Consider the following 21,733-nt stretch of genomic DNA (forward strand, 5'->3'; position numbering starts at 1 on the left):
AAGACTCGGAGTGACCGTCTTCGCGCAATAACTACTCCCTGGGGTTATGGGTCCCCGCGTGCGCGGGGACGACAGTGAGTGTGTAGCGTCGCGCTTCAGCTCAACCAGAATTTCGGCGTCGTCGGCTCGAGCCGTCCGCCCATGCGCACCGGCGCAACCCTTAGCGCGAGTCCGGTTGCATCGTCCGTTTCCACCGCCACACCGCTCAACGTCGCAGCACCAGCCGCCGGCTCGAACCGTCCCGATGGAATCCCCGACGTGAACCTGCGCAGTGGCTCTTCCTTCTGCATGCCGATGATGGAATCGTAGTCGCCGGTCATGCCAGCGTCGGTCATGTAGGCGGTGCCGCCTGACAGGATCTGGTGGTCGGCGGTCGGCACATGGGTGTGGGTGCCGACGACGAGGCTGGCGCGGCCGTCGCAGAAGAAGCCGAGGCCCTGCTTCTCGCTGCTGGCCTCGCAATGGACATCGACGACGATGGCGTCGGCGGCGACGCCGAGCGGACAGGCGCCGAGTTCGCGCTCCAGCGCGGCGAAGGGATCGTCGAACGGGGTCATGAAGACGCGGCCCAAAGCGTTGACGACCAGCGCGTGCTTGCCGTTCTTGGTCTCGACCAGGGCGGCGCCGCGACCGGGCGTGCCGCGCGGATAGTTCGCCGGACGCACCAGGCGCTCGGCGCGCTCGATGAACACCAGCGCCTCGCGCTGGTCCCAGGAGTGATTGCCGAGCGTCACCGCGTCGGCGCCGGCATCGAGAAACTCCTGATAGATCGCTTCGGTGATGCCGAAGCCGCCGGCCGAATTCTCGCCGTTGACGACGACGAAATCGAGTGACCAGTCCCTGACCAGGCCGGGCAGATATTCGGCGATCGCGTTCCGGCCGGCACGGCCGACGACATCACCCACGAACAGAATGCGCAACTTCAGAACTCCGGAAATCGAATACGTCCGATTCCGTTAGCACATAATCCAGTGCCACGTCGTGGGCCAGTGCCGGAACGGCCTCGATCTCTTGCGCTGCAAAAGCGATCCCGATGCCGAGGATCTGCTTGGTCTTGCGCAAATGGGCGAAGGTGAAATCGTAATGCCCGGCGCCATAGCCGATGCGATGGCCGAGACGATCGAACGCCGCGAGCGGCGTCAGCATGATGTCGGGGATGACCTCGGCGGCGGCAGGAGACGGCTCGGGAATGCCGAGCGGCCCCATCATCAGCCGGTCGTTCGGATGGAAGATACGGAACACCAGCGACTGGCCGCGCGCAGTGACGCAAGGCAGCGCCAGCGTCGCGCCCTCGTCCGCGAGCCGCTTCAGCAGCGGCATCGGATCGATCTCGTTGCGGATCGGCGAATAGCCGGAGACGATGCTGCCCGGCAGCAGCTCGAACGGCAGTCCGCGTTTGGCGAGCTTTGTCGCAGCGGCGGTGCGCTTCTTCTCGCTCAGCGCGTCGCGTTTGGCGAGGGCTTTGGCGCGAAGTTCGGCTTTGGAGTTGGGCATGCGCGCTTGCTCCGCGGTCATCACCCGCGAAGGCGGGTGATCCAGTATTCCAGAGGCGATAGTGCTAGACCTCGACGCCACGGCGTACTGGATGCCCCGCCTGCGCGGGGCATGACACTGCCGATTTGTCTGGAACGCAACTCGACGAGCACAAACCAGAACGAAGAAACAGTGCGAAGCCGCGAACGCCGTTGAAGCACTCGATCCCGGAGTTCCCTACGAAAGTAGGTGGGCACCATATGTCCGGGCCCACGGGCCCGGCCAGGGACAGTTCCCTAAAGGATCGATAAGGCCCCGGGGATATTATGGCTCCTGACGCGCGTCGCAGCCTCGCCTTCGCAATGTAACAACGATACTGACGAATCGCCAGTGCGGCGAGAATTTGAAGCTTCGGGGATGAGATCAGCCGCGGCGAAAGTGCGCTCCCTCCCCGCTTGCGGGGAGGGTTGGGGAGAGGGTGTATCCACAACGGGACAATCCCCAAGAGGATAGAGCCCTCTCCCGGCGCTTCGCGCCGACCTCTCCCGCAAGCGGGCGAGGTGGAGACCGCGGCTCCGTCGGAGCGTAGCAATTGCCGGACTTTTCCGCGGCCCTATCCGATCGCAATCCCATTCCCGACGGTGCGGTTCAGGACCTGGGTCGACTTCTCGATCCGCTCGGCCGCGGCGTTCAGCGCGTTGACCACGGCGGTCTGGGTCAACCGGGCGCGCTCGACGGCGGCGTTGCGGAAATCCCTGAGCTCGGTGAGCTCCTGCTCCATGGTGCGGATGCGGTTGCCCGAATCGACCAGCTCGTCGCAGACCGTCAGCGCGGCCATCACGGTGAGCCTGGCATCACCGATCTCGCCGAATTTTCCGCGCAGCGACTGAATTCGCGTCTCCAGGCTTTCGGCGAGCTTCAGCAGCCGCACCTCCTGGCCCTCCTCGCAGGCCATGCGGTATTGCCGGCCGTTGATGGTGACGTTGATGTGGCTCATCCATCCTCTCCGGTATCGAGCACCGAGCGTATCGTGACGATGGCCGAATCCAGCCGGTCGGAGATTTCGCGGTTGGTGCGTTCGAGCTTGCGCGCCTTCACCAGCGCGCCGTCGAGCTCGTCGGCCAGCCGTGAGCGATCCGCGCCCAGCGCCTGGATCCGCGCCGCGAGCTCGTTCTCGTCGCGATCGGCGTCACGCCGCCGCTCCACCGCGCTTTCGAGCGCGTCGAGCGCCGCCGTGAGCCTGCGGGTCGCGATCTCGATCTCGACGGCGGAGGACTCGGTCATGGCAGAGCTGTTGGAGACGCGATCGTTCATGCAGTCAGCGGCGGAACCTGTGGCCTTGCCCTTGGACGGTACCTTAGGCTTTACCCTGGAGCTTGCCGTCCGGCAAAAGACTCGGTTCGGCAAGCGGTTAGAAGCAGAAATTTACGTGGCAAGCCAGGGAAGCGCAACGCCGCCGCGAAACTATGCACTGCTAGATCGGGATGAGAATCATCCCGATCTAGCAGTTCCTTACTGGGCATGATCTGGCCGGAAAACCGGCCTCCACTTTTCCGGATCATGCCGTAAGCAACTTTTACGGCCAAACCGGCGTTTGATTGCCTTGGCCTGCCGGAACCGAGGTGCTAATTCAGCCCCGACCCCAGTGGCCGAAAGGCTCATTCCCGCGCGGGCACAGCCGTCGCCAAGCGCCTCATTTCAGACGGATTTCAGACATGACGCAGGTCGATCACAACCGTATGGCCAACGCGATCCGCGGCCTCGCCATGGACGGCGTCGAGAAGGCGAAATCGGGCCATCCGGGCCTGCCGATGGGCGCCGCCGACATGGCCACGGTGCTGTTCACGCAGTTCCTGAAATTCGACGCGGCTGCACTGGACTGGCCCGACCGCGACCGCTTCGTGCTGTCCGCCGGCCACGGCTCGATGCTGCTCTATGCGCTGCTGCATCTGATCGGCAGCCCCGAGATGACGATCGACCAGCTCAAGGATTTCCGCCAGCTGGGATCGCTGACGCCAGGCCACCCCGAACACGGCCACACCAAGGGCGTCGAGACCACCACAGGTCCGCTCGGCCAGGGTCTTTCGACCGCGGTCGGCATGGCGCTCGCCGAGAAGATGCTTGCCGCCGAGTTCGGCAAGAAGATCGTCGACCACCACACCTACGTGCTCGCCTCGGACGGCGACCTGATGGAAGGCGTGTCGCAGGAAGCGATCGCGATGGCCGGGCACTGGAAGCTCAACAAGATGATCGTTCTCTACGACGACAACGGCATCTCGATCGACGGCCCGACCTCGATCTCCGACTCCGTCGACCAGGTGAAGCGCTTCAAGGCCTGCGGCTGGGCCGCCGAAAAGATCGACGGCCACGACCAGGCCGCGATCGCCGCCGCCATCACCCGCGCGCAGAAATCCAACAAGCCGACGCTGATCGCCTGCCGCACCACCATCGGCTTCGGCGCGCCGCACAAGGCCGGCACCAACAAGGTGCACGGCGAGGCACTCGGCGCCGACGAGCTCAAGGCCGCCAAGGAAAATCTCGGCATTTCGCTCGAGCCGTTCTCGGTGCCCGACGACGTGCTGAAGGCGTGGCGCGCGGCGGGCAGCCGCGGTGCGGCGGCTCGCCAGGAATGGGAGGCACGGCTCGGTGAGCTCGGCAGCCGCAAGCGCGCCGAGTTCGAGCGCCGCCTGCGCCACGAGCGTCCGGCTGCGCTCGCCAAGGCGTTCAAAACCTACAAGAAGGAGCTGCTGGAAAAGCCGATGAATGCGGCGACCCGCAAGTCCTCCGAGGCGGTGATCGAGGTCATCGCCGGCGCGATGCCGATGGAGTTTCTGGCCGGCTCGGCCGACCTCACCGGCTCCAACAACAACAAGGCGAAGTCCGCGACCTCGTTCTCCGCCAAGACGCCGAAGGGCCGCTTCATCCATTACGGCATCCGCGAGTTTGGCATGTGCGCCGCCATGAACGGCGTCTTCCTGCACGGCGGCTTCGCGCCCAACGGCGCGACCTTCCTGGTGTTCACCGACTACGCCCGCCCGGCGATGCGGCTTGCCGCGCTGATGGGGACCGGCGTGGTCTATGTGATGACCCACGATTCCATCGGCCTCGGCGAGGATGGCCCGACCCATCAGCCGGTCGAGCATCTCTCGGCACTGCGCGCCATTCCGAACATGCGGGTGTTCCGTCCCTGCGACGCCATCGAAGTGGCCGAGTGCTGGGAGCTCGCGCTCAATCGGACCGACGGCCCGACCGTGCTGGCGCTGACGCGGCAGAACCTGCCGCAATTGCGGACGAGCGTGACCGAAAACCCGTGCCAATATGGTGCCTACGAACTGGTCGCTGCCCAGGGCGAAGCCAAGGCGACGCTGTTCGCCTCGGGCTCCGAGGTCGAGATGGCGGTGGCGGCCCAGAAGCAGCTGGCCGAGCGCGGCATTCCGACACGGGTGGTCTCGGTGCCCTCGCTGGAGCTCTTGCTAGCGCAACCAAAGGAACGCCGCGACGCGATCATCGGGAACGCCCCGATCAAGGTCGCCATGGAAGCGGCGGTGCGCTGGGGCTGGGATGCCGTGATCGGGCAGGATGGCGAATTCATCGGCATGCATTCGTTCGGCGCCAGTGCCCCGTTGAACAAGATCTTCAAGCACTTCGGCATTACCGCCGAGGCTGCAGTTAACGCTGTGCTGAAACGCGTTTCCTGAGAGTTGAGCTTGCCAAAAAAGGACTACGTAATCTCCCATATGATCAAGCACCGCCCGGCCGAACCGGGCGTCCGCCCCTAAAAAACCTTCGCAGGCGCGTATGGCGCGTTGTGCGGGAAGACTAGGCGTTATTGAACCCGTCATTGAACGGTCATAAGGAGACGAAACATGGCAGTCCGCGTCGGAATCAACGGTTTTGGCCGCATCGGCCGTAACATCCTGCGGGCTATTGCCGAGTCCGGCCGCAAGGACATCGAGGTCGTCGGGATCAACGACCTCGGCCCGGTCGAGACCAACGCCCATCTGCTCCGCTTCGACAGCGTCCATGGCCGTTTCCCCGGCACCGTCACCGTCGATGGTGACACCATCAGCCTCGGCGGAAGCAAGATCAAGGTGACCGCCGAGCGCGATCCCTCGAAGCTGCCCTGGAAGGATCTCGGCGTCGACATCGCGATGGAATGCACCGGCATCTTCACCTCGAAGGACAAGGCCTCCGCACATCTGACCGCCGGCGCCAAGCGCGTGCTGGTCTCCGCGCCCGCCGACGGCGCCGACGCCACCATCGTCTACGGCGTCAACCACGAGACGCTGACCAAGGACCATCTGGTCGTCTCCAACGGCTCCTGCACCACCAACTGCCTGGCACCGGTCGCCAAGGTGCTGAACGACCTCGTCGGCATCGAGACCGGCTTCATGACCACCATCCACGCCTACACCGGCGACCAGCCGACGCTCGACACCATGCACAAGGATCTCTATCGCGGCCGTGCGGCGGCGATGTCGATGATCCCGACCTCGACCGGTGCGGCCAAGGCGATCGGCCTCGTGCTGCCCGAGTTGAAGGGCAAGCTGGACGGCGTCGCGATCCGCGTGCCGACCCCGAACGTCTCGGTGATCGATCTCAAGATCATCGCCAAGCGCGCCACCGATGCCAAGGAAATCAACGCCGCGATGAAGCGCGCCAGCGAGCAGCAGCTCAAGGGCATCCTCGGCTACACGACCGCGCCGAACGTCTCGATCGACTTCAACCACGACCCGCACTCCTCGACCTTCCACGAGGACCAGACCAAGGTGCAGAACGGCACGCTGGTGCGCGTGATGTCCTGGTACGACAACGAGTGGGGCTTCTCGAACCGCATGGCGGACACCGCCGTCGCGATCGCGAAGGTGATCTAACAACGAGGTCTCGTGTCCCGGACGCGGTGCAGTGCGCTTGCGCTGCTCCGCAGAGCCGGGACCCATTCAACCGCGGGATTCGCTGCAAGGTGAGCCGCGGTTCTGCGCAGCGGCGCTTGGCGCCGCAGCGCGCCCGGGAAGAAGGAAGCGTCCGATGACCAACAAATTCCGCACCCTCGACGACGTCGAATTGAAGGGCAAGCGCGTGCTGCTGCGCGTCGATCTCAACGTGCCCATGGAGAACGGCCGCGTCAGCGACGCCACCCGGCTCGAGCGCGTCGCGCCGACCATCACCGAGATCTCGGACAAGGGCGGCAAGGTCATCCTGCTCGCGCATTTCGGCCGGCCGAAGGGACGCGACGCCAAGGAGTCGCTGAAGCCCGTGGCCGAGGCGCTGGCGAAGGTCGTGAAGAAGCCGGTCGGCTTCGCCGACGATTGCATCGGCGAGCCCGCGGCCAAGGCAGTGGCGGCGCTGAAGGACGGCGATATTCTCTGCCTGGAAAACACCCGCTTCCACAAGGAAGAGGAAAAGAACGATCCCGCCTTCGTCGCTGAGCTGGCCAAGCTCGGCGACATCTGGGTCAACGACGCGTTCTCGGCGGCGCACCGCGCCCACGCCTCGACCGAGGGCCTCGGCCACAAGCTGCCGGCCTATGCCGGCCGCACCATGCAGGCCGAGCTGGTCGCACTGGAGAAGGCGCTGGGCTCGCCGACCAAGCCGGTCATCGCCATCATCGGCGGCGCCAAGGTCTCGACCAAGATCGACCTGCTGGAGAACCTCGTCACCAAGGTCGACGCGCTCGTGATCGGCGGCGGCATGGCCAACACCTTCCTGCACGCCCAGGGCGTCGGCATCGGCAAATCGCTGGCCGAGAAGGATCTGGCGCCGACCGCGCTGCGCATCATGGAAAAGGCCGAAGCCGCCAATTGCGCGATCATCCTGCCGGTCGACGCCGTGGTCGCCTATCATTTTGCGGCCAACGCGCCCTCGCATGCCTATGGCCTCGACGCGATCCCGGCCGACGGCATGATCCTCGACGTCGGTCCGCAGTCGATCGCACGGGTCCATGCCGCCATCGACGATGCGGCGACGCTGGTCTGGAACGGCCCGCTCGGCGCCTTCGAGATGCAGCCGTTCGACCGCGGCACCATGGCGGCCGCCAAGCATGCCGCCGAGCGCACCAAGGCGAAAAAGCTGATCTCGATCGCGGGCGGCGGCGACACCGTCGCGGCGCTCAACCAGGCCCATGTGGCCGGTCAATTCACCTATGTCTCGACCGCCGGTGGCGCATTTCTTGAATGGATGGAAGGCAAGCCCCTGCCCGGCGTCGAGGTGCTTCGCACTACTTAATTCGTCGGCAAGAAGAGAAGTCAGCGGCCTCCTCGCAGGCCCAAACGGAGAGAAAGACACATGGCCCGGATCACGTTGCGTCAATTGCTCGACCATGCGGCTGAGAACGATTACGGCGTACCGGCCTTCAACATCAACAACATGGAACAGGCGCTGGCGATCATGGACGCGGCCAATACGGTCGACGCGCCCGTCATCATCCAGGCCTCGCGCGGCGCGCGCTCCTACGCCAACGACATCATGCTCAAGCACATGATGGACGCGGTCACCGAGATCTATCCGCACATCCCGGTCTGCGTGCATCTCGACCACGGCAACGAGGCCGCGACCTGCATGACCGCGATCCAGGCCGGCTTCACCTCGGTGATGATGGATGGTTCGCTCAAGGCCGACGGCAAGAGCCCGGCCGACTGGACCTACAATGTCGGCGTCACCAAGACCGTGACCGACATGGCCCATCTCGGCGGCATCTCGGTCGAGGGTGAGCTCGGCGTGCTCGGCTCGCTCGAAACCGGCATGGGCGACAAGGAAGACGGCCACGGCGCCGAAGGCAAGCTCAGCCACGACCAGCTCCTGACCAATCCGGACGAAGCCGTGAAGTTCGTCCAGGAGACCAAGGTCGACGCGCTCGCGATCGCGATGGGCACGTCTCACGGTGCCTACAAGTTCACCCGCAAGCCCGACGGCGACATCCTCGCCATGAAGGTGATCGAGGAAATCCACCGCAAGCTGCCGAACACGCATCTGGTGATGCACGGCTCCTCGTCGGTGCCGCAGGACCTCCAGGACATCATCAACGAGTTCGGCGGCAAGATGAAGCCGACCTGGGGCGTGCCTGTGTCCGAGATCCAGCGCGGCATCAAGCACGGCGTGCGCAAGATCAACATCGACACCGACAACCGCATGGCCATGACCGGCCAGATCCGCAAGGTGTTCAAGGAGCACCCGGAAGAGTTCGACCCGCGCAAGTACCTGAAGCCCGCGATGGAAGCGATGACCAAGCTGTGCAAGCAGCGGCTGCAGGAATTCAATACCGCAGGCCAGGCCTCGAAGATCAAGAAGGTGCTGACCACAGCCGAAATGGCCAAGCGCTATGCCAAGGGCGAGCTCGATCCGAAGGTTGCGTAAGGCTAGCTGCGCTCTATCCTCTCCCTCGCCCCGCTTGCGGGGAGAGGGTTGGGGTGAGGGGAGTCTCCCCGGGGGCGCTGGCAGTTGGACTCGCGGAGAGTCCCCCTCACCCGGATCGCAAGGGCGATCCGACCTCTCCCCGCAGGCGGGGAGAGGTGAACAAGACCTCCCGCCCCTTTTACCCTGCGACCAACGTTAACTCGGCAATTGCCCGAGAACGGTCTAACTTCACAGGCAAGGGCAGAATCGTTTTGGGAGGACCTCTCGATGAATCTGACTGAGCTCAACAAGATTGCGACCGCCATGGTCGCGCCGGGCAAGGGCATTCTTGCCGCCGACGAATCCTCCGGCACCATCAAGAAGCGCTTCGACGCGATCGGCGTGGAATCGACCGAAAGCAATCGCCGCGATTATCGCGAGATGCTGTTCCGCTCGAAGGAGGCCATGAGCCAGTATATTTCCGGCGTGATCCTCTATGACGAGACGATCTGGCAGGATGCGAAGGACGGCACGCCGCTGGTGAAGCTGATCGAACAGAGCGGCGCGATCCCCGGCATCAAGGTCGACGAGGGCACGCAAGCCTTGCCGATGTGCCCGGGTGAACTGGTGACCGTCGGGCTCGACAAGCTCGCCGAGCGCCTGAAGAAATACTACGAGCGCGGCGCGCGTTTCGCCAAATGGCGCGCCGTGATCGACATCGGCAGCGGGATTCCCTCGATGACCGCGATCAGCGTCAACGCCCACGCGCTGGCGCGCTACGCCGCGCTGTGCCAGGCCGCGCAGATCGTACCGATCGTCGAGCCGGAGGTGCTGATGGACGGCGATCACGACATCGATCGCTGCTATGAAGTAACCCAGCGCGTTCTCAACAAGACCTTTCAGGAATTGCGCATCCAGCGCGTCGCGCTCGAAGGCATGGTGCTGAAACCGAACATGGCGATTTCAGGCAAGAAATGCGCGACGCAAGCCTCCGTCGAGGAGGTCGCTGAGAAGACGATACGGCTGCTGAAGGCCTGCGTGCCGGCGGCGGTGCCGGGCATCGCCTTCCTCTCCGGCGGCCAGTCGGACGAAGAGGCCACCGCGCATCTCAACGCCATGCACAAGCTCGGCCCGTTACCTTGGGGCCTGACCTTCTCCTACGGCCGCGCGCTGCAGGCCGCGCCGCAGAAGGCCTGGTCGGGCAAGGCGGAGAACGTCACGGCCGGACAGAGCGCGTTCAGCCACCGCGCGCGCATGAACGGCCTCGCCTCCAAAGGCGAGTGGCAACCCAGCATGGAAAAGAAAGCAGCCTAGATCTTGTCGAACAAATCGCCTCCGCCGCGTCCCGCGCCGCGCCTCTATCTCGCAACGCCGGTTGTCGACGATCCCGCAGCGCTGGTGGCCGAGCTGCCAGGGCTGCTCGCGTCGGCCGATATCGCGGCCGTGCTGCTGCGGCTGAAGGAGACCGACCAGCGCACCATGATCACGCGCATCAAGGCGCTCGCGCCGGTGGTGCAGAAGGCGGGCGCCGCCCTGCTCGTCGAGGGCCACCCCGATCTCGTTGCACGCGGCGGCGCCGACGGCGCCCACCTGCCCGGCATCGCCGCGCTGAAGGAGGCGCTGCCATCGCTCAAGCCCGATCGCATCGCCGGCGTCGGCGGGCTGACGACGCGGCACCATTCCATGGATGCGGGCGAGGCGGGCGCGGATTATGTGCTGTTCGGCGAGCCCGACGCAAAGGACCAGCGCCCGTCATCGCAGGCGATCGCCGAGCGGCTGGACTGGTGGGCCGAACTGTTCGAGCCGCCCTGCGTCGGCTTTGCGATCTCGCTGGAAGAAGCCCACGACTTCGCTGCCAGCGGCGCCGATTTCGTGCTGGTCGGCGACTTCATCTGGGCCGATCCGCGTGGGCCGAAGGCTGCGCTGGTCGAGGCTGATGCGGCGATCAAGAAGGGCTTTGCGGCTGCGCTTGCGGATCAGGAGCACGGCTAGCGCCCGACATGAAACTCCCGCGCCTCACCCTCCTGGCTACGCTGATGCTGACGGCGCCCGCCGCCGCGCAGCTCCAGATCGCGCCGCCTGTGACCACGCCGAGCGCGCCCGCCGAAAAGCCGAAGCCCAGGCCGCACACGATCACCAAGAAGAAGGAGGCCGCGCCGGCGCCGAAACCTTCGGCGTCGCCCAAGCCGGCCGTCTCGCCGAAGCCGGCGCTGCCCGCGACCGTGATCCCCGCGCCGGCGACCGACACGCCCGGTATCGATTTGGTGTTCGGCGCCTACCAGCGCGGCCAGTACAAGACGGCGTTCGATCTCGCCGCCGAGCGGGCCAAGGCCGGCGATCCCAAGGCGATGACGATGCTCGGCGAGCTCTATTCCAACGCCATGGGCATCCGCCGCGACTACGGCAAGGCGCTCGAATGGTACAAGCACGCCGCGGACGCCGGCGACCGCGAGGCGATGTTCGCGCTCGCCATGATGCGCATGTCCGGCCGCGGCGGCCCGGTCGACAAGCCCGAGGCCGTCAAGCTGATGGCCTCCGCCGCCAAGCTCGGCGAACCCAAGGCGGCCTATAATCTCGCCCTGCTCTATCTCGACGGCCAGACCCTGCCGCAGGACGTCAGGCGGTCTGCCGAGCTGTTGCGCCAGGCCGCCGATGCCGGCCTGCCCGAGGCGCAATACGCGCTTGCTACGTTCTACAAGGAAGGCACCGGGGTGCCGAAAGACCTCGACAAGGCGGTGCGGCTGCTGCAGGCGGCCTCGCTCGCCGACAATGTCGATGCCGAGGTCGAATATGCCATCGCGCTGTTCAACGGCACCGGCACGCCGAAGAACCAGCCCGCTGCCGTGGCCATGCTCCGCAAGGCCTCCCGCCAGGGCAGCGCAATCGCGCAGAACCGGCTGGCCTGGGTCCTGATCAACGGCATGGGCACGTCCGTGGACAAGGTCGAGGGGTTCAAATGGCATTTGGTCGCCAAGACCGCCGGCAAGGGCGATCCCGAGCTCGACAAGCAGTTCTCCGACCTGCCGGCCGAGGACCGGGCCAAGGCGGAGGCCGCCGCCAAAAAGTGGCTCGGGACCAAATGACTTGACGTTCAGCCCCTTGCAGGGCACCCCATCCCCCAAAGACGCGCGATTTCGCGCCATTTTCCCCGATCAAGACCAGAGCACATGCTGTATTCCGCAACTATCAACGTCATGGTCAAGGCCGCGCGCCGCGCCGGCCGCAGCCTCAAGCGCGATCTCGGCGAGATCGAGCATCTTCAGGTCTCGCTGAAGGGACCGGCCAATTTCGTCTCGCTCGCCGACAAGCGCGCCGAGGAGATGCTCTACCAGGACCTCGCCAAGGCCCGGCCCGGCTACGGCTTCATCGGCGAGGAAGGCGGCACCCGCGAGGGCAGCGACAAGAGCCACACCTGGATCGTCGACCCGCTCGACGGCACCACCAACTTCCTGCACGGCATCCCGCAATTCGCGATCTCGATCGGCCTGTCGCGCGAGGGCACCATCATCGCCGGCGTGATCTACAACCCCGCCAATGACGAACTCTACATCGCCGAGCGCGGCAAGGGCGCCTTCCTCAACGACCAGCGTCTGCGCGTCGCCGGCCGCCGCCAGCTCAACGAATGCGTGGTGGCCTGCGGCCTGCCCCATATCGGCCGCGGCGACCACGAGGAATTCCGCCGCGAGATGACCGCAATCCAGGACCGCGTCGCGGGCTTGCGCCGCTTCGGCGCTGCCTCGCTCGACCTCGCCTTCGTCGCCGCCGGCCGCCTCGACGGCTACTGGGAGCGCAATCTGCAATCCTGGGACGTCGCCGCCGGGCTGATCATGGTGCGTGAGGCGGGTGGGACGGTGACCGATATCGACACGCCGGGCGATGCGCTGGTGACGGGGAATGTCGTGTGCGGGAATGAGTTCGTGCACGGGGAGTTGGTGAAAATTCTGCGGAAGTAGAGGGCGGAGCGGGCGATTGCGCCCTTTTTGATTGCAAACCTCTCTGAGCCAGTCGGCGTCATAGCCGCGGTTAGCACACAGCATTGACTAGATTTGAGGCGAGACAGCAGCCTTCCCGCAGGTCGAGCGTCGTGGGTCTCCCCGGCGCTCAAGGACAGAAGCGGACCTCAATCTGCCGACGATCTCCACCAAAGAAGACGAAAGTGACCCACAAGAGACATGTGGTAGGTCGTAACGACATCTGCCGACTTCAGGAAAAGTCTCGGTTGCCGAACTGTTCGTATTGAGCCAGCGGTACCGGCTCTTTTTGATGGTTGGTGGCCGGTTATGAAAACCGGCAGTGGCCTATTTTGATTTGTACTTCCAGTTTTCCTGGTCCGGGCGATCACCTGCGATTAGGCGCACGCGGATTTCCTCCGCAATGATTGCAGTCGCGCGGTCCTGTTCTGATGCCGCGAGAAGCCTCGCGTGGATTAACGTCACGGCTGTAATAGACCCAACGGATTGGCTCCAAGCAGCGTCAATCTCTTCGTTCGTCAAAGCTACATTCCCTAAATCGCTGCAGTTGTTTCATATCAGACTAAGCGAGCAATGTCGCATGTTGGCCCATCGCGTCACTTGCTGTGGCTGCACAACCGCGGTCGCTATCGGCGCAAAGCGGACATCGCCACAGGTTATGAGTACACGGCCTAAGAGTCGTCGTCATCCTCCGGCTCCTCGCGATATTCACCGGCCATGGTCAGGCCCTCGATATTCGTGGCGCCTTTCGACTTGATGACCCGGCGAAGCGGGACCGCGCTCTCGCTTCGCAACGCCTCCATCAGCTGCTCCGAATGGGTGACAATCCAGATGTCGGCGCGGCTGGATGCCTTGGCGATCAGCCGGGCGAGTGGCGACAGCAGCGACGGTGCAGACTGGTCTCGGGCTCGTTCAGCGCGATGAACGGCGGCAGCCGGTAGCCCATGAACACCGCGAGCAGGCAAATGTATTTCAACGTCCCGTCGGAGAGTTCATGAGCGCCGAACGGCCGCGGCATATCCTCCAGTTGCAGAGCGAATTCGCACAGACCGTTGTTTTCCCATGCGCTGAGCTCGGCGCCCGGAAATGCATCCTGGATCGCATCCTGCAGGTCGGTGGTGTCCCCTCGAATGGTGTAGAGCGTCGCCAGGGCCGCAGCCAGATCGCTGCCATCCGCGCTGAGCGAGGGCGTGGTGATCGCGAGACACGGCTTTCGGATCAGCGATGCCGGATCAGTGCGGAAATCGTGATAGAAGCGCCAGCCCAGCATCGCGTTTCTGATCAGATCGATCTCGGGGCATTCCTTGCCGTTGTAGAAGCCCGCCAGCGCCGGCTCGGACGGCAGCACCGCATCTTTGTGGCTGACCCATGCGCCGCTGTCGTCGCGGACATTCACGAGCGAATTTTTCCGCTCCATCAAGCAAACCGTTCGCTTGCCCTGCATTGCCTCGATGCTCTCGGCCTTGATCATCGGCTCCCCGGCAAACGCCGCCGATGCCGGACTGGGATACCCGATCTCGATGGAATATCTCAGCCGATCGAATCTCGCTGATAATTGCAGTCGGCCATCCTCGCCGCGTTTGCGGATGCCCGACCAGCAGACCGAATTCAAGCCGCCCTCGTCGGCGATCGTCCGCGTGATCTGCCCGGTTGCCGCGTCGCGGAGCAGCGACAGGGATTTGTAGAGATTGGATTTGCCCACTCCGTTCTCGCCGACAAACACGGACAGGGGGTGGATGGGAATGGAGAGCCGCCGGATGGAGCGATAGTTGGAGATCGCAATGTCGGTCAGACGCATCGCAGGCTCTTAATTGGCGGGGCTTTGTGCATTCGCGGTGCAGTGAGAATGTACATTCTCTCAATCCAGAGATGCAGTCTGGATTGACAATTCCGAGAAAGCAAGCCGACCGATCCGGCGTTCAGCGGCCGACTCTCACCAGCGCAGGCGAATGTGCCGAGCAGTCTGGGCGAAGATGGCCGCTCCAAACCCGACTGTCATCATCCGCGAAGGCGGATGATCCAGTATTCCAGAGACGTTCGTGAAATACGGTGAAGCTGCGGCGTACTGGATGCCCCGCCCCCGTGCGCAAGTGCGCACTAGGCGGGGCATGACACCTTACGGTTTCACCTGCGCCGGCGGCCCGTACGCCTCGCCGTCCTTTGCCGGCTTCGGCTCCCGATCGCCGCCGAGCACGCGCTGCACCGAGACGAAGAACACCGGCACCATCAGCAGCGCCAGGATCACCACCGCGATCATGCCGCCCATCACGATGCTGCCGAGCGCCTGCTGGCTGGCGCCGCCGGCGCCGTGGGCGATGGCCATGGGGAGCACGCCGCAGATGAAGGCAAGGCCCGTCATCAGGATCGGGCGAAAACGAAGACGGCAGGCTTCGATGGTGGCTTCCACGAGCGGCTTGCCCTCCTTTCGCAGATCCTTGGCGAACTCGATGATCAGGATCGCGTCCTTGGCGGCAAGGCCGATGATGGTGATGAGGCCGACCGTGAAATAGACGTCGTTGGGCAGGCCGCGCAGCATCGCCGCGACCACCGCGCCGACGATGCCGAGCGGCACGGTCAGCAGCACCGCGAGCGGAATGGTCCAGCTTTCGTAGAGCGCAGCCAGACACAGGAACACCACGAAAATCGAGAGGGCGAGCAGGAACGGCGCCTGCGAGCCCGACAGCTTTTCCTGGAGCGACTGGCCGGTCCAATCATAGCCGAAGCCGCGCGGCAGCTTGCCCGCGAGCCGCTCCATCTCGTCGATGGCGTCGCCCGAGGTGAAGCCGGGCCTGGCTTCGCCGGAAATGCGCACCGCCGGATAATAGTTGAAGCCGGCGATCTGCGTCGGGCCGCGCGCCCACTCGATGGTCGCGAACGACGAGAGCGGCACCAGCTGGCCGCGGCTGTTCTTGACGTTGTAGTTGAGGATGTCTTCGGTCCGCATGCGGTCGCGGGCCTCGGCCTGCACCACGACGCGCTGCATGCGGCCGCGGTTCGGGAAGTCGTTGATGTAGTTCGAGCCGAGATTGGTCGAGATCGTGTTGTTGATGTCCTCGAAGGTGACGCCGAAGGCGCCGGCCTTCTCGCGGTCGATCACGAGGTTGACCACGCCGGCCTCGGGCAGGCCTTCGACATAGACCTTCTGCAGCACCGGGCTGGCATTGGCTTCCGCGATCAGCTGTTCGGCGGCGCGCATCAGGGCCGGATAGCCCTTCTGGCCGCGATCCTGGAGGCGGAACGAGAAGCCCGAGGAGTTACCGAGATTGTCGATCGGCGGCGGCTGCAGCGCCGAGATCTTGGCGTCGCGGATCGACGACCCGAGATCGCGGTTGATGTCGTTGACGATCGCCGCCGCGCTCTCGTTCGGCCCGCGCTCCGACCAGTCCTTCAGCGTGATGAAGGCCTGCGCGGTGTTCATGCCCTGGCCGGAGAAGCTGAAGCCGGTGAGGAAGGTGACGTTGTCGACGCCCGGCCGCTGCGCCAGATATTTTTCTACCTTCTCGATCACCGCCTCGGTGCGGCCATAGGAGGAGTCCGAGGGCGTCTGCACGTCGGTGGTGATGAAGCCCTGGTCGTCGATCGGCAGGAAGCCGCCGGGCAGGTTCACGAAGGCCCAGGACAGGCCGACGAGCAGCGCGACATACACCAGCATCAGCCGGCCGGTGCGCTTCAGCGAGAAGCCGACGGTGCTCGCGTAGCGAAACCGGCAGGCCTCGAGCTCAATGATTGAAGCGGCTGAACACGACATTGGTCGAATGGCCGTGCCCCTTGGCGATGGGCTTGAGCAACGTCGCGCACAGCGCCGGGGTCAGCGACAGCGCCAGGAAGGCGGAGAAGCCGATCGCGGCGACCATGGTCACCGAGAACTGGCGGTAGATGATGCCGACCGAGCCCGGGAAGAACGCCATCGGCACGAACACCGCCATCAGCACCAGCGTGATGCCGATGATGGCGCCGGTGATCTGCGACATCGCCTTGCGCGTCGCCTCCTTCGGCGGCAGGCCTTCCTCGGCCATGATGCGCTCGACGTTCTCGACCACGACGATGGCGTCGTCGACGAGGATGCCGACCGCCAGCACCATGCCGAACATCGAGAGCATGTTGATGGAGTAGCCGGCGAGCAGCAGCGTGGTGCAGGCGCCGAGCAGCGCCACCGGCACCACGATGGTCGGAATGATGGTGTAGCGGATGTTCTGCAGGAACAGGAACATCACCACGAACACCAGCACCACGGCTTCGAGCAGCGTCGTCAGCACCTTCTTGATCGAGGCCTCGACCACCGGCGTGATGTTGTAGGGGATCTCGTAGGCGATGTTGGCCGGGAAGAAACGCGACAGCTCCTTCATCTTCTCCTCGACCGCGCTCGCGGTCGCCAGCGCGTTGCCGGTCGGCGACATCAGCACGGAGAGACCGGCGGTCGGCTTGCCGTCGAGGCGGGTGTTGAACTGGTAGCTGAGGCCGCCGACCTCGATGCGCGCAACGTCGCGCAAACGAACGGTCGAGCCGTCGGCATTGGCGCGCAGGATGATGGCGCCGAATTCGTCCGGGGACGAGAGCTGGCCCTTGACCAGCACCAGCGCCGAGGTGCGCTGGCTCGACGTCGACGGCTCGGCGCCGATGCTGCCGGAGGCGACCTGCGCATTCTGCGCTGATATCGCCTTGTTGACGTCGTCGGCGGTCAGCCCGTAGCCGACGAGCTTGGCCGGATCGACCCAGACGCGCAGGCTGCGCTCGGTCGAATAGAGCGTGGCACGACCGACGCCGGGGATGCGGCGGATCTCGCCGAGCACGTTGCGGATCATGAAGTCGCCGAGGCCGACCTCGTCGAGGCTGCCATCGGTCGAGTTCAGCGTGATGATCTGGAGCACCGCACTGGAGGCTTCCTCGACCAGGATGCCCTGCTGGATCACCGCGCGCGGCAGCCGCGCCTCGACGCGCTTGAGGCGGTTCTGCACCTCGACCGAGGCGTCGTTGGTGTTGGTGCCCGGTTGGAAATTGGCGATGATCTCGACTTGGCCGAGCGAGTCGCTGGTGGATTCGAAATTGAGGATGCCGGAGGCGCCGTTGAGCTCCTCCTCGATCAGCCGCGTCACGCTGTTGTAGAGGTTCTCGGGCGAGGCGCCGGGATAGCTGGTCGAGATCGAGATCGAGGGCGGCGCGATGATCGGATATTGCGCGACCGGCAGCAGCGGGATCGAGATCGCGCCGATCAGACAGATGAACAGCGCGACGACCCAGGCGAAGATCGGCCTGTCGATGAAGAAGCTGGCCATCAGCGCTATCGCATCAGTTGCGCGCGCTGGTTTCCTGCGGCCGCATCGGCTTCGGCCCAGGCCTGCGGCTTGACCCTGTCGCCCGCCGCGAACTTCTGGAACCCTTCGACCACGACCTTGTCACCGGCCTTGAGGCCCTCCGTGACGAACCAGAAGCCATCCTGCACGGACCCGGTGCGCACCGGCTGCACGGCCACGCGGTCGTCGTCCTTCACCACGAACACCTCGCTGCCGCCGCCGCCATTACGCTGCACTGCCTGCTGCGGCACCGCGATCGCATCGGAATCGAGCCCCTGATCGATACGCACGCGCACATACATGCCCGGAAGCAATTCCCGATTTGGATTGGGGAACTCGCCGCGCAGCGTCACTTGGCCGGTATTGGTCTCGACCCTGGCGTCGGAAAACAGCAGTTTGCCGTCCAGCGCATAGACCGAATTGTCGTCGAGCACGAGCCGCACCTTGGCGGCGCCCGCTTCGATGCGATCGAGGTCGCCGCTCGCGAAGGCACGACGAAGCTGATTGAGCTCCGTGACCGACTGGGTGAAGTCGGCATAGACCGGATCGAGCTGCTGTATGGTGGCCAGATTGGTCTCGTTCTGCACGACCAGCGCGCCTTCGGTGACCAGCGCCGCCCCGACCACGCCGTCGATCGGCGCCCGTACGGTCGCATAGTCGAGATTGAGCTTGGCTCGCGCAAGATCCGCCTTGCGGCCATTGACCTCGGCCTCGGCCTGCCGCTCGGATGCGACGGCTTTCTCGTTCTCGGCCTCGGGGGCGGCCCGCTGGGTCGTCAGGGTCGCGATGCGACGGGCATGCTGTTGAGCCTGGTGGAGCTGCGCCTGCGCCTTGGCCAGCGCCGCCTCGTTCGACATCACCTCGACCTCGAATGGCCGCGGATCGATGCGGTAGAGCGGCTCGCCCGCTTTGACTTCGCTGCCCTGGTGAAACAGGCGCTCGACCACGACACCGGAAATTCGCGGCCGAACCTCGGCAACGCGCGTCGGCGCAATTCGGCCGGGCAGTTCCCGGACCACGGCGCGCGGCTGCGGCCTGACCGTGACAATGCTGACATCGGGGTCAGTGGGCTGGGCCTGGACGATCGCGGAATTCGATTCATCGCAGGCCGCAAGGAGCGGCGCCGCGGCTGCCAGCATCACTGCCAAACAAGCGGATCGCACACGAAATCCTGACATGTATAATGTTGCCCCGGTTAAATTGCACATCGATCGTCGACCCTCCGAGCTGCCCCGGAAGGTCTGACTTGAGATTGAAAATAAATGGTAATTGCTGCGACGCAATGAGCGCGTCGGCGGCCCTATGTCACATCAGCTATTGCGTTGCGATAACAGGGTTTTCCTGGATTCACCTGATTGTGAGTCGGGTTCCATCGCCGCGTGCTGCGGCAGAAGACCGCAATTATACGGTGGCTTTCATCCTGTAGCGGCTGACGCCCCATTCGGTTCCATCGGCGTAGCCGAACAGTCCCGCCGTCGCGAGGAAGAACCAGCGCCAGCGCCGCATCCACAGCGCGGCCTCCTCGCCATGGACGTTGCGCAAGCAGGATTCGATCGTGTCGCGATGCGCATCGAAATTGGCGAGCCAGTCGTTCGCGGTGCGTTGATAATGCGTTCCGCTCCAGCACCATTCCTTCTCGATCGCGAAGATGTCGCCGAATTGCCTGACGAGGTGATGGCTCGGCATCAACCCGTCGGTAAAGACGTGCTGCGCGATCCAGTCGTCGCGATCGGTCCGGTCGAACCGATGGGAGCCGGAGCGATGGGAGACGATATGCATGAAGAAGCGCCCCTCCGGCGCCAGCCATGACCGCACGCGCGTCAACAGCTTGCGCCAGTTCGTCATGTGCTCGAACATCTCGATCGAGACGATGCGGTCGAACCGGCCCTCGGGTGCGAACAGGTTCATGTCGGCGGCGATCACGTGCAGGTTCGAAAGCCCGCGCAACCGCGCCTCGCCCTCGACATGGGTTCGCTGGACCTGCGAGTTCGACACCGCCGTGATTCTGGCGTGCGGAAACTGACGCGCCATCCACAGCGACAGCGAGCCCCAGCCGCAACCGAGTTCGAGGATGGTCTGGCCGTCGGCGAGGCCGGCGTGCGCGACCGACTGGCGCAGCGCCTCCTCCTCCGCCTCCTGCAGGGTGGTGGCAGCGGTCTTGTAGAAGCAGGACGAGTATTTGAGGTTGGGACCAAGCACCTGCGCGAAGAACGAAGCGGGCACTTCGCGAGGCCCGGCATCCGCGTCCTCGGCGATCGGCCGCAACATCATCCGCCCGGCGAAGGCGGCATCGTCGGCCGCGCCCAGTCCGGACAGGCGGGTTGCCGAGCGCAAGCACAGGCGCTGGATAGCGGCGCGGACCACGACATCCGGCAGCGGCACGCGCTCGGCCGTCCCGATGATCGCGGAAACGACGCTCATATGACCGCTCCCTTGGTCAAAACGCGGGTCCCCATGCAAGAATCCCCACCTGACTCTCTACCGGAGCCTGCGGAATGCCCACCTTCAGCGAATACGCACCTGTCAAAGCGCGGTTTCAGCAATGAGTTCCGCGTCCCGCTCGGAAATCCGCGCATCCGGCGCTTTTTTGGCCGGGCGCTGTGCCATAGTGCGCATCGCAATCAAGTTCGTAACGGATGATACCGGCCATGCCGTCAGGCGCCTCGACCCGCTCCCCCATGGATATCGAGTACACCAAACTGTCCTCACCCAGCGTTTTCCTGGTGCGGATGCTGGTCTTTCTGGTGCTGTGCGCGCTGGTGGGCGTGGTGCTCTACAAGCAGATCATCCAGGCCTTTTTCGCCAATCCGGGCCTCAACGCCCTGATCGGGGCGGTGCTGTTCATCGGCATCGTGCTGGCGTTCCGCCAGGTCATCCGGCTCTACCCTGAAGTCTCCTGGGTCAACAATTTCCGCATCGCCGATCCCGGCCTGGCGCCGGCCCGCCACCCAAAACTGCTGGCGCCGATGGCGATGATCCTCGGCGGCGAGCGGACTGGGCGGATGTCGATCACCCAGACCACCATGCGGCATCTGCTCGATTCGATCGCGACCCGCCTCGATGAAGCCCGCGACATCTCCCGCTACATGACCGGGCTGCTGGTCTTCCTCGGCCTGCTCGGCACCTTCTGGGGCCTGATCGAGACGGTCGGCTCGGTCGGCAAGGTGATCGACGGGCTCAAGGTCGGCGGCGATTCCGGCGCGCTGTTCGACACGCTGAAGGAGGGCCTCGCCGCCCCGCTCGGCGGCATGGGCATCTCGTTCTCGAGCTCCCTGTTCGGCCTCGCCGGCTCGCTGGTCCTCGGCTTCCTCGATCTGCAATCGAGCCAGGCCCAAAACCGCTTCTACACCGACCTCGAAGACTGGCTCGCCACCACCGTGCGCGAATATGGCCACGGCGACGTCGCGGTCGCCTCCGGCGGCGGCGTTGCCAGCGGCGAGCTGCAGGCCGCGGTCGAACGCCTGCGCTCCGTGCTCGAGGAAGGCAGCGCCAGCCGCGGCACCACCGCGGCGATGGCGAGCCTTGCCGAAGCGATCCAGGCGCTGGTCTCGCACATGCGGACCGAGCAGCAGATGATCCGCGAATGGGCCGACGGCCAGGGCGAGCAGAACAAGGAAATCCGCCGCCTGCTGGAGCGCATCGCGCGCCAGCCCGAAAAGGGATAGC

Annotated in this window: 16 protein-coding genes, 1 other RNA gene and 3 pseudogenes; 10 read left to right on the forward strand and 10 right to left on the reverse strand. The window is 64.9% G+C overall.

Annotated elements, in window-relative coordinates:
- Window positions 1-95 precede the first annotated feature (95 nt).
- The 5 genes from ACQ86E_RS09485 to ACQ86E_RS09505 form a co-directional block, all read right to left on the reverse strand.
- Window positions 96-920, reverse strand: coding sequence for a TIGR00282 family metallophosphoesterase (locus tag ACQ86E_RS09485; protein ID WP_431205166.1), 825 nt, complete (start codon window positions 918-920; stop codon window positions 96-98).
- The gene (locus ACQ86E_RS09490; RefSeq protein WP_431205167.1) at window positions 898-1,494 is read right to left on the reverse strand and encodes a 5-formyltetrahydrofolate cyclo-ligase; all 597 of its coding nucleotides are present in this window, start codon (window positions 1,492-1,494) and stop codon (window positions 898-900) included. Before ACQ86E_RS09490 ends, ACQ86E_RS09485 begins: the two co-directional genes overlap by 23 nt.
- Before the next feature lie 172 nt (window positions 1,495-1,666).
- Window positions 1,667-1,828, reverse strand: a non-coding RNA gene (ssrS, locus tag ACQ86E_RS09495) — 6S RNA.
- 258 nt (window positions 1,829-2,086) lie between these two features.
- Window positions 2,087-2,470 carry a cell division protein ZapA gene (locus tag ACQ86E_RS09500; RefSeq protein WP_247319913.1) on the reverse strand — a complete coding sequence of 128 codons (384 nt, stop codon included), beginning with the start codon at window positions 2,468-2,470 and terminating at the stop codon, window positions 2,087-2,089.
- Complete coding sequence (locus ACQ86E_RS09505) at window positions 2,467-2,787, reverse strand: DUF4164 domain-containing protein (RefSeq protein WP_014439722.1); 321 nt, start codon at window positions 2,785-2,787, stop codon at window positions 2,467-2,469. The genes ACQ86E_RS09500 and ACQ86E_RS09505 overlap by 4 nt, the downstream gene beginning before the upstream one ends.
- Here ACQ86E_RS09505 and ACQ86E_RS09510 point away from each other — a divergent pair.
- The 9 genes from ACQ86E_RS09510 to ACQ86E_RS09550 all read left to right on the forward strand — a co-directional run bounded on the left by ACQ86E_RS09510 (window position 2,756) and on the right by ACQ86E_RS09550 (window position 12,758).
- Window positions 2,756-2,998: a hypothetical protein gene (locus ACQ86E_RS09510; RefSeq protein WP_431206661.1), complete on the forward strand. Its 243-nt coding sequence runs from the start codon at window positions 2,756-2,758 to the stop codon at window positions 2,996-2,998. The two genes, ACQ86E_RS09505 and ACQ86E_RS09510, sit on opposite strands and share 32 nt — an antisense overlap.
- 190 nt (window positions 2,999-3,188) lie before the next feature.
- Window positions 3,189-5,171, forward strand: coding sequence for a transketolase (gene tkt, locus ACQ86E_RS09515; RefSeq protein WP_431205168.1), 1,983 nt, complete (start codon window positions 3,189-3,191; stop codon window positions 5,169-5,171).
- 168 nt (window positions 5,172-5,339) lie between these two features.
- Window positions 5,340-6,347, forward strand: coding sequence for a type I glyceraldehyde-3-phosphate dehydrogenase (gene gap / locus ACQ86E_RS09520; protein ID WP_014439720.1), 1,008 nt, complete (start codon window positions 5,340-5,342; stop codon window positions 6,345-6,347).
- A gap of 154 nt (window positions 6,348-6,501) precedes the next feature.
- Entirely contained in the window at window positions 6,502-7,698 is a 1,197-nt protein-coding gene (locus ACQ86E_RS09525) for a phosphoglycerate kinase (protein WP_431205169.1), read from the forward strand.
- A 60-nt stretch (window positions 7,699-7,758) separates the two neighbouring features.
- On the forward strand, window positions 7,759-8,826 hold the full coding sequence (fba, locus tag ACQ86E_RS09530) for a class II fructose-bisphosphate aldolase (RefSeq protein ID WP_431205170.1): 1,068 nt from the start codon (window positions 7,759-7,761) through the stop codon (window positions 8,824-8,826).
- A gap of 267 nt (window positions 8,827-9,093) precedes the next feature.
- The gene (locus ACQ86E_RS09535) at window positions 9,094-10,119 is read left to right on the forward strand and encodes a class I fructose-bisphosphate aldolase (RefSeq protein WP_431205171.1); all 1,026 of its coding nucleotides are present in this window, start codon (window positions 9,094-9,096) and stop codon (window positions 10,117-10,119) included.
- A 3-nt stretch (window positions 10,120-10,122) separates the two neighbouring features.
- Window positions 10,123-10,797 carry a thiamine phosphate synthase gene (locus ACQ86E_RS09540; RefSeq protein ID WP_431205172.1) on the forward strand — a complete coding sequence of 225 codons (675 nt, stop codon included), beginning with the start codon at window positions 10,123-10,125 and terminating at the stop codon, window positions 10,795-10,797.
- 8 nt (window positions 10,798-10,805) lie between these two features.
- A complete protein-coding gene (locus ACQ86E_RS09545; protein WP_431205173.1) occupies window positions 10,806-11,888 on the forward strand; it encodes an HcpA family protein in 1,083 nt (360 codons plus the stop codon).
- 84 nt (window positions 11,889-11,972) lie between these two features.
- The gene (locus tag ACQ86E_RS09550; RefSeq protein ID WP_431205174.1) at window positions 11,973-12,758 is read left to right on the forward strand and encodes an inositol monophosphatase family protein; all 786 of its coding nucleotides are present in this window, start codon (window positions 11,973-11,975) and stop codon (window positions 12,756-12,758) included.
- A 21-nt stretch (window positions 12,759-12,779) separates the two neighbouring features.
- On the opposite strand, the pseudogene ACQ86E_RS09555 reads toward ACQ86E_RS09550, so the two are convergent.
- The 5 genes and pseudogenes from ACQ86E_RS09555 to ACQ86E_RS09575 form a co-directional block, all read right to left on the reverse strand.
- A pseudogene (locus ACQ86E_RS09555) lies at window positions 12,780-12,916 on the reverse strand (IS5/IS1182 family transposase); the annotation flags it as partial.
- Between the two features lie 531 nt (window positions 12,917-13,447).
- Window positions 13,448-14,574, reverse strand: a pseudogene (locus tag ACQ86E_RS09560) (AAA family ATPase).
- A gap of 318 nt (window positions 14,575-14,892) precedes the next feature.
- Window positions 14,893-18,049, reverse strand: a pseudogene (locus ACQ86E_RS09565) (multidrug efflux RND transporter permease subunit).
- A gap of 5 nt (window positions 18,050-18,054) precedes the next feature.
- Window positions 18,055-19,245 (reverse strand): efflux RND transporter periplasmic adaptor subunit, encoded by a 1,191-nt coding sequence (locus ACQ86E_RS09570; RefSeq protein WP_431205175.1) that lies wholly within the window; start codon window positions 19,243-19,245, stop codon window positions 18,055-18,057.
- 223 nt (window positions 19,246-19,468) lie between these two features.
- Complete coding sequence (locus tag ACQ86E_RS09575; protein ID WP_431205176.1) at window positions 19,469-20,488, reverse strand: SAM-dependent methyltransferase; 1,020 nt, start codon at window positions 20,486-20,488, stop codon at window positions 19,469-19,471.
- A 227-nt stretch (window positions 20,489-20,715) separates the two neighbouring features.
- Between ACQ86E_RS09575 and ACQ86E_RS09580 the strand changes: the two genes are divergently transcribed.
- Entirely contained in the window at window positions 20,716-21,732 is a 1,017-nt protein-coding gene (locus tag ACQ86E_RS09580) for a flagellar motor protein MotA (RefSeq protein WP_431205177.1), read from the forward strand.
- Window position 21,733: the final 1 nt, after the last annotated feature.

The organism is Bradyrhizobium betae (assembly GCF_050632175.1).
Lineage (GTDB): Bacteria > Pseudomonadota > Alphaproteobacteria > Rhizobiales > Xanthobacteraceae > Bradyrhizobium > Bradyrhizobium betae_B.

What these genes read in the sequence shown, in the direction of transcription:
- ACQ86E_RS09490 (WP_431205167.1), bottom strand. Translation starts at nt 1,494, where the DNA reads ATGCCCAACTCCAAAGCCGAACTTCGCGCCAAAGCCCTCGCCAAACGC.
- ACQ86E_RS09500 (WP_247319913.1), bottom strand. Translation starts at nt 2,470, where the DNA reads ATGAGCCACATCAACGTCACCATCAACGGCCGGCAATACCGCATGGCC.
- ACQ86E_RS09510 (WP_431206661.1), top strand. Translation starts at nt 2,756, where the DNA reads ATGGCAGAGCTGTTGGAGACGCGATCGTTCATGCAGTCAGCGGCGGAA.
- ACQ86E_RS09505 (WP_014439722.1), bottom strand. Translation starts at nt 2,787, where the DNA reads ATGAACGATCGCGTCTCCAACAGCTCTGCCATGACCGAGTCCTCCGCC.
- tkt (WP_431205168.1), top strand. Translation starts at nt 3,189, where the DNA reads ATGACGCAGGTCGATCACAACCGTATGGCCAACGCGATCCGCGGCCTC.
- gap (WP_014439720.1), top strand. Translation starts at nt 5,340, where the DNA reads ATGGCAGTCCGCGTCGGAATCAACGGTTTTGGCCGCATCGGCCGTAAC.
- ACQ86E_RS09525 (WP_431205169.1), top strand. Translation starts at nt 6,502, where the DNA reads ATGACCAACAAATTCCGCACCCTCGACGACGTCGAATTGAAGGGCAAG.
- fba (WP_431205170.1), top strand. Translation starts at nt 7,759, where the DNA reads ATGGCCCGGATCACGTTGCGTCAATTGCTCGACCATGCGGCTGAGAAC.
- ACQ86E_RS09535 (WP_431205171.1), top strand. Translation starts at nt 9,094, where the DNA reads ATGAATCTGACTGAGCTCAACAAGATTGCGACCGCCATGGTCGCGCCG.
- ACQ86E_RS09545 (WP_431205173.1), top strand. Translation starts at nt 10,806, where the DNA reads ATGAAACTCCCGCGCCTCACCCTCCTGGCTACGCTGATGCTGACGGCG.
- ACQ86E_RS09550 (WP_431205174.1), top strand. Translation starts at nt 11,973, where the DNA reads ATGCTGTATTCCGCAACTATCAACGTCATGGTCAAGGCCGCGCGCCGC.
- ACQ86E_RS09570 (WP_431205175.1), bottom strand. Translation starts at nt 19,245, where the DNA reads ATGTCAGGATTTCGTGTGCGATCCGCTTGTTTGGCAGTGATGCTGGCA.
- ACQ86E_RS09575 (WP_431205176.1), bottom strand. Translation starts at nt 20,488, where the DNA reads ATGAGCGTCGTTTCCGCGATCATCGGGACGGCCGAGCGCGTGCCGCTG.
- ACQ86E_RS09580 (WP_431205177.1), top strand. Translation starts at nt 20,716, where the DNA reads ATGCCGTCAGGCGCCTCGACCCGCTCCCCCATGGATATCGAGTACACC.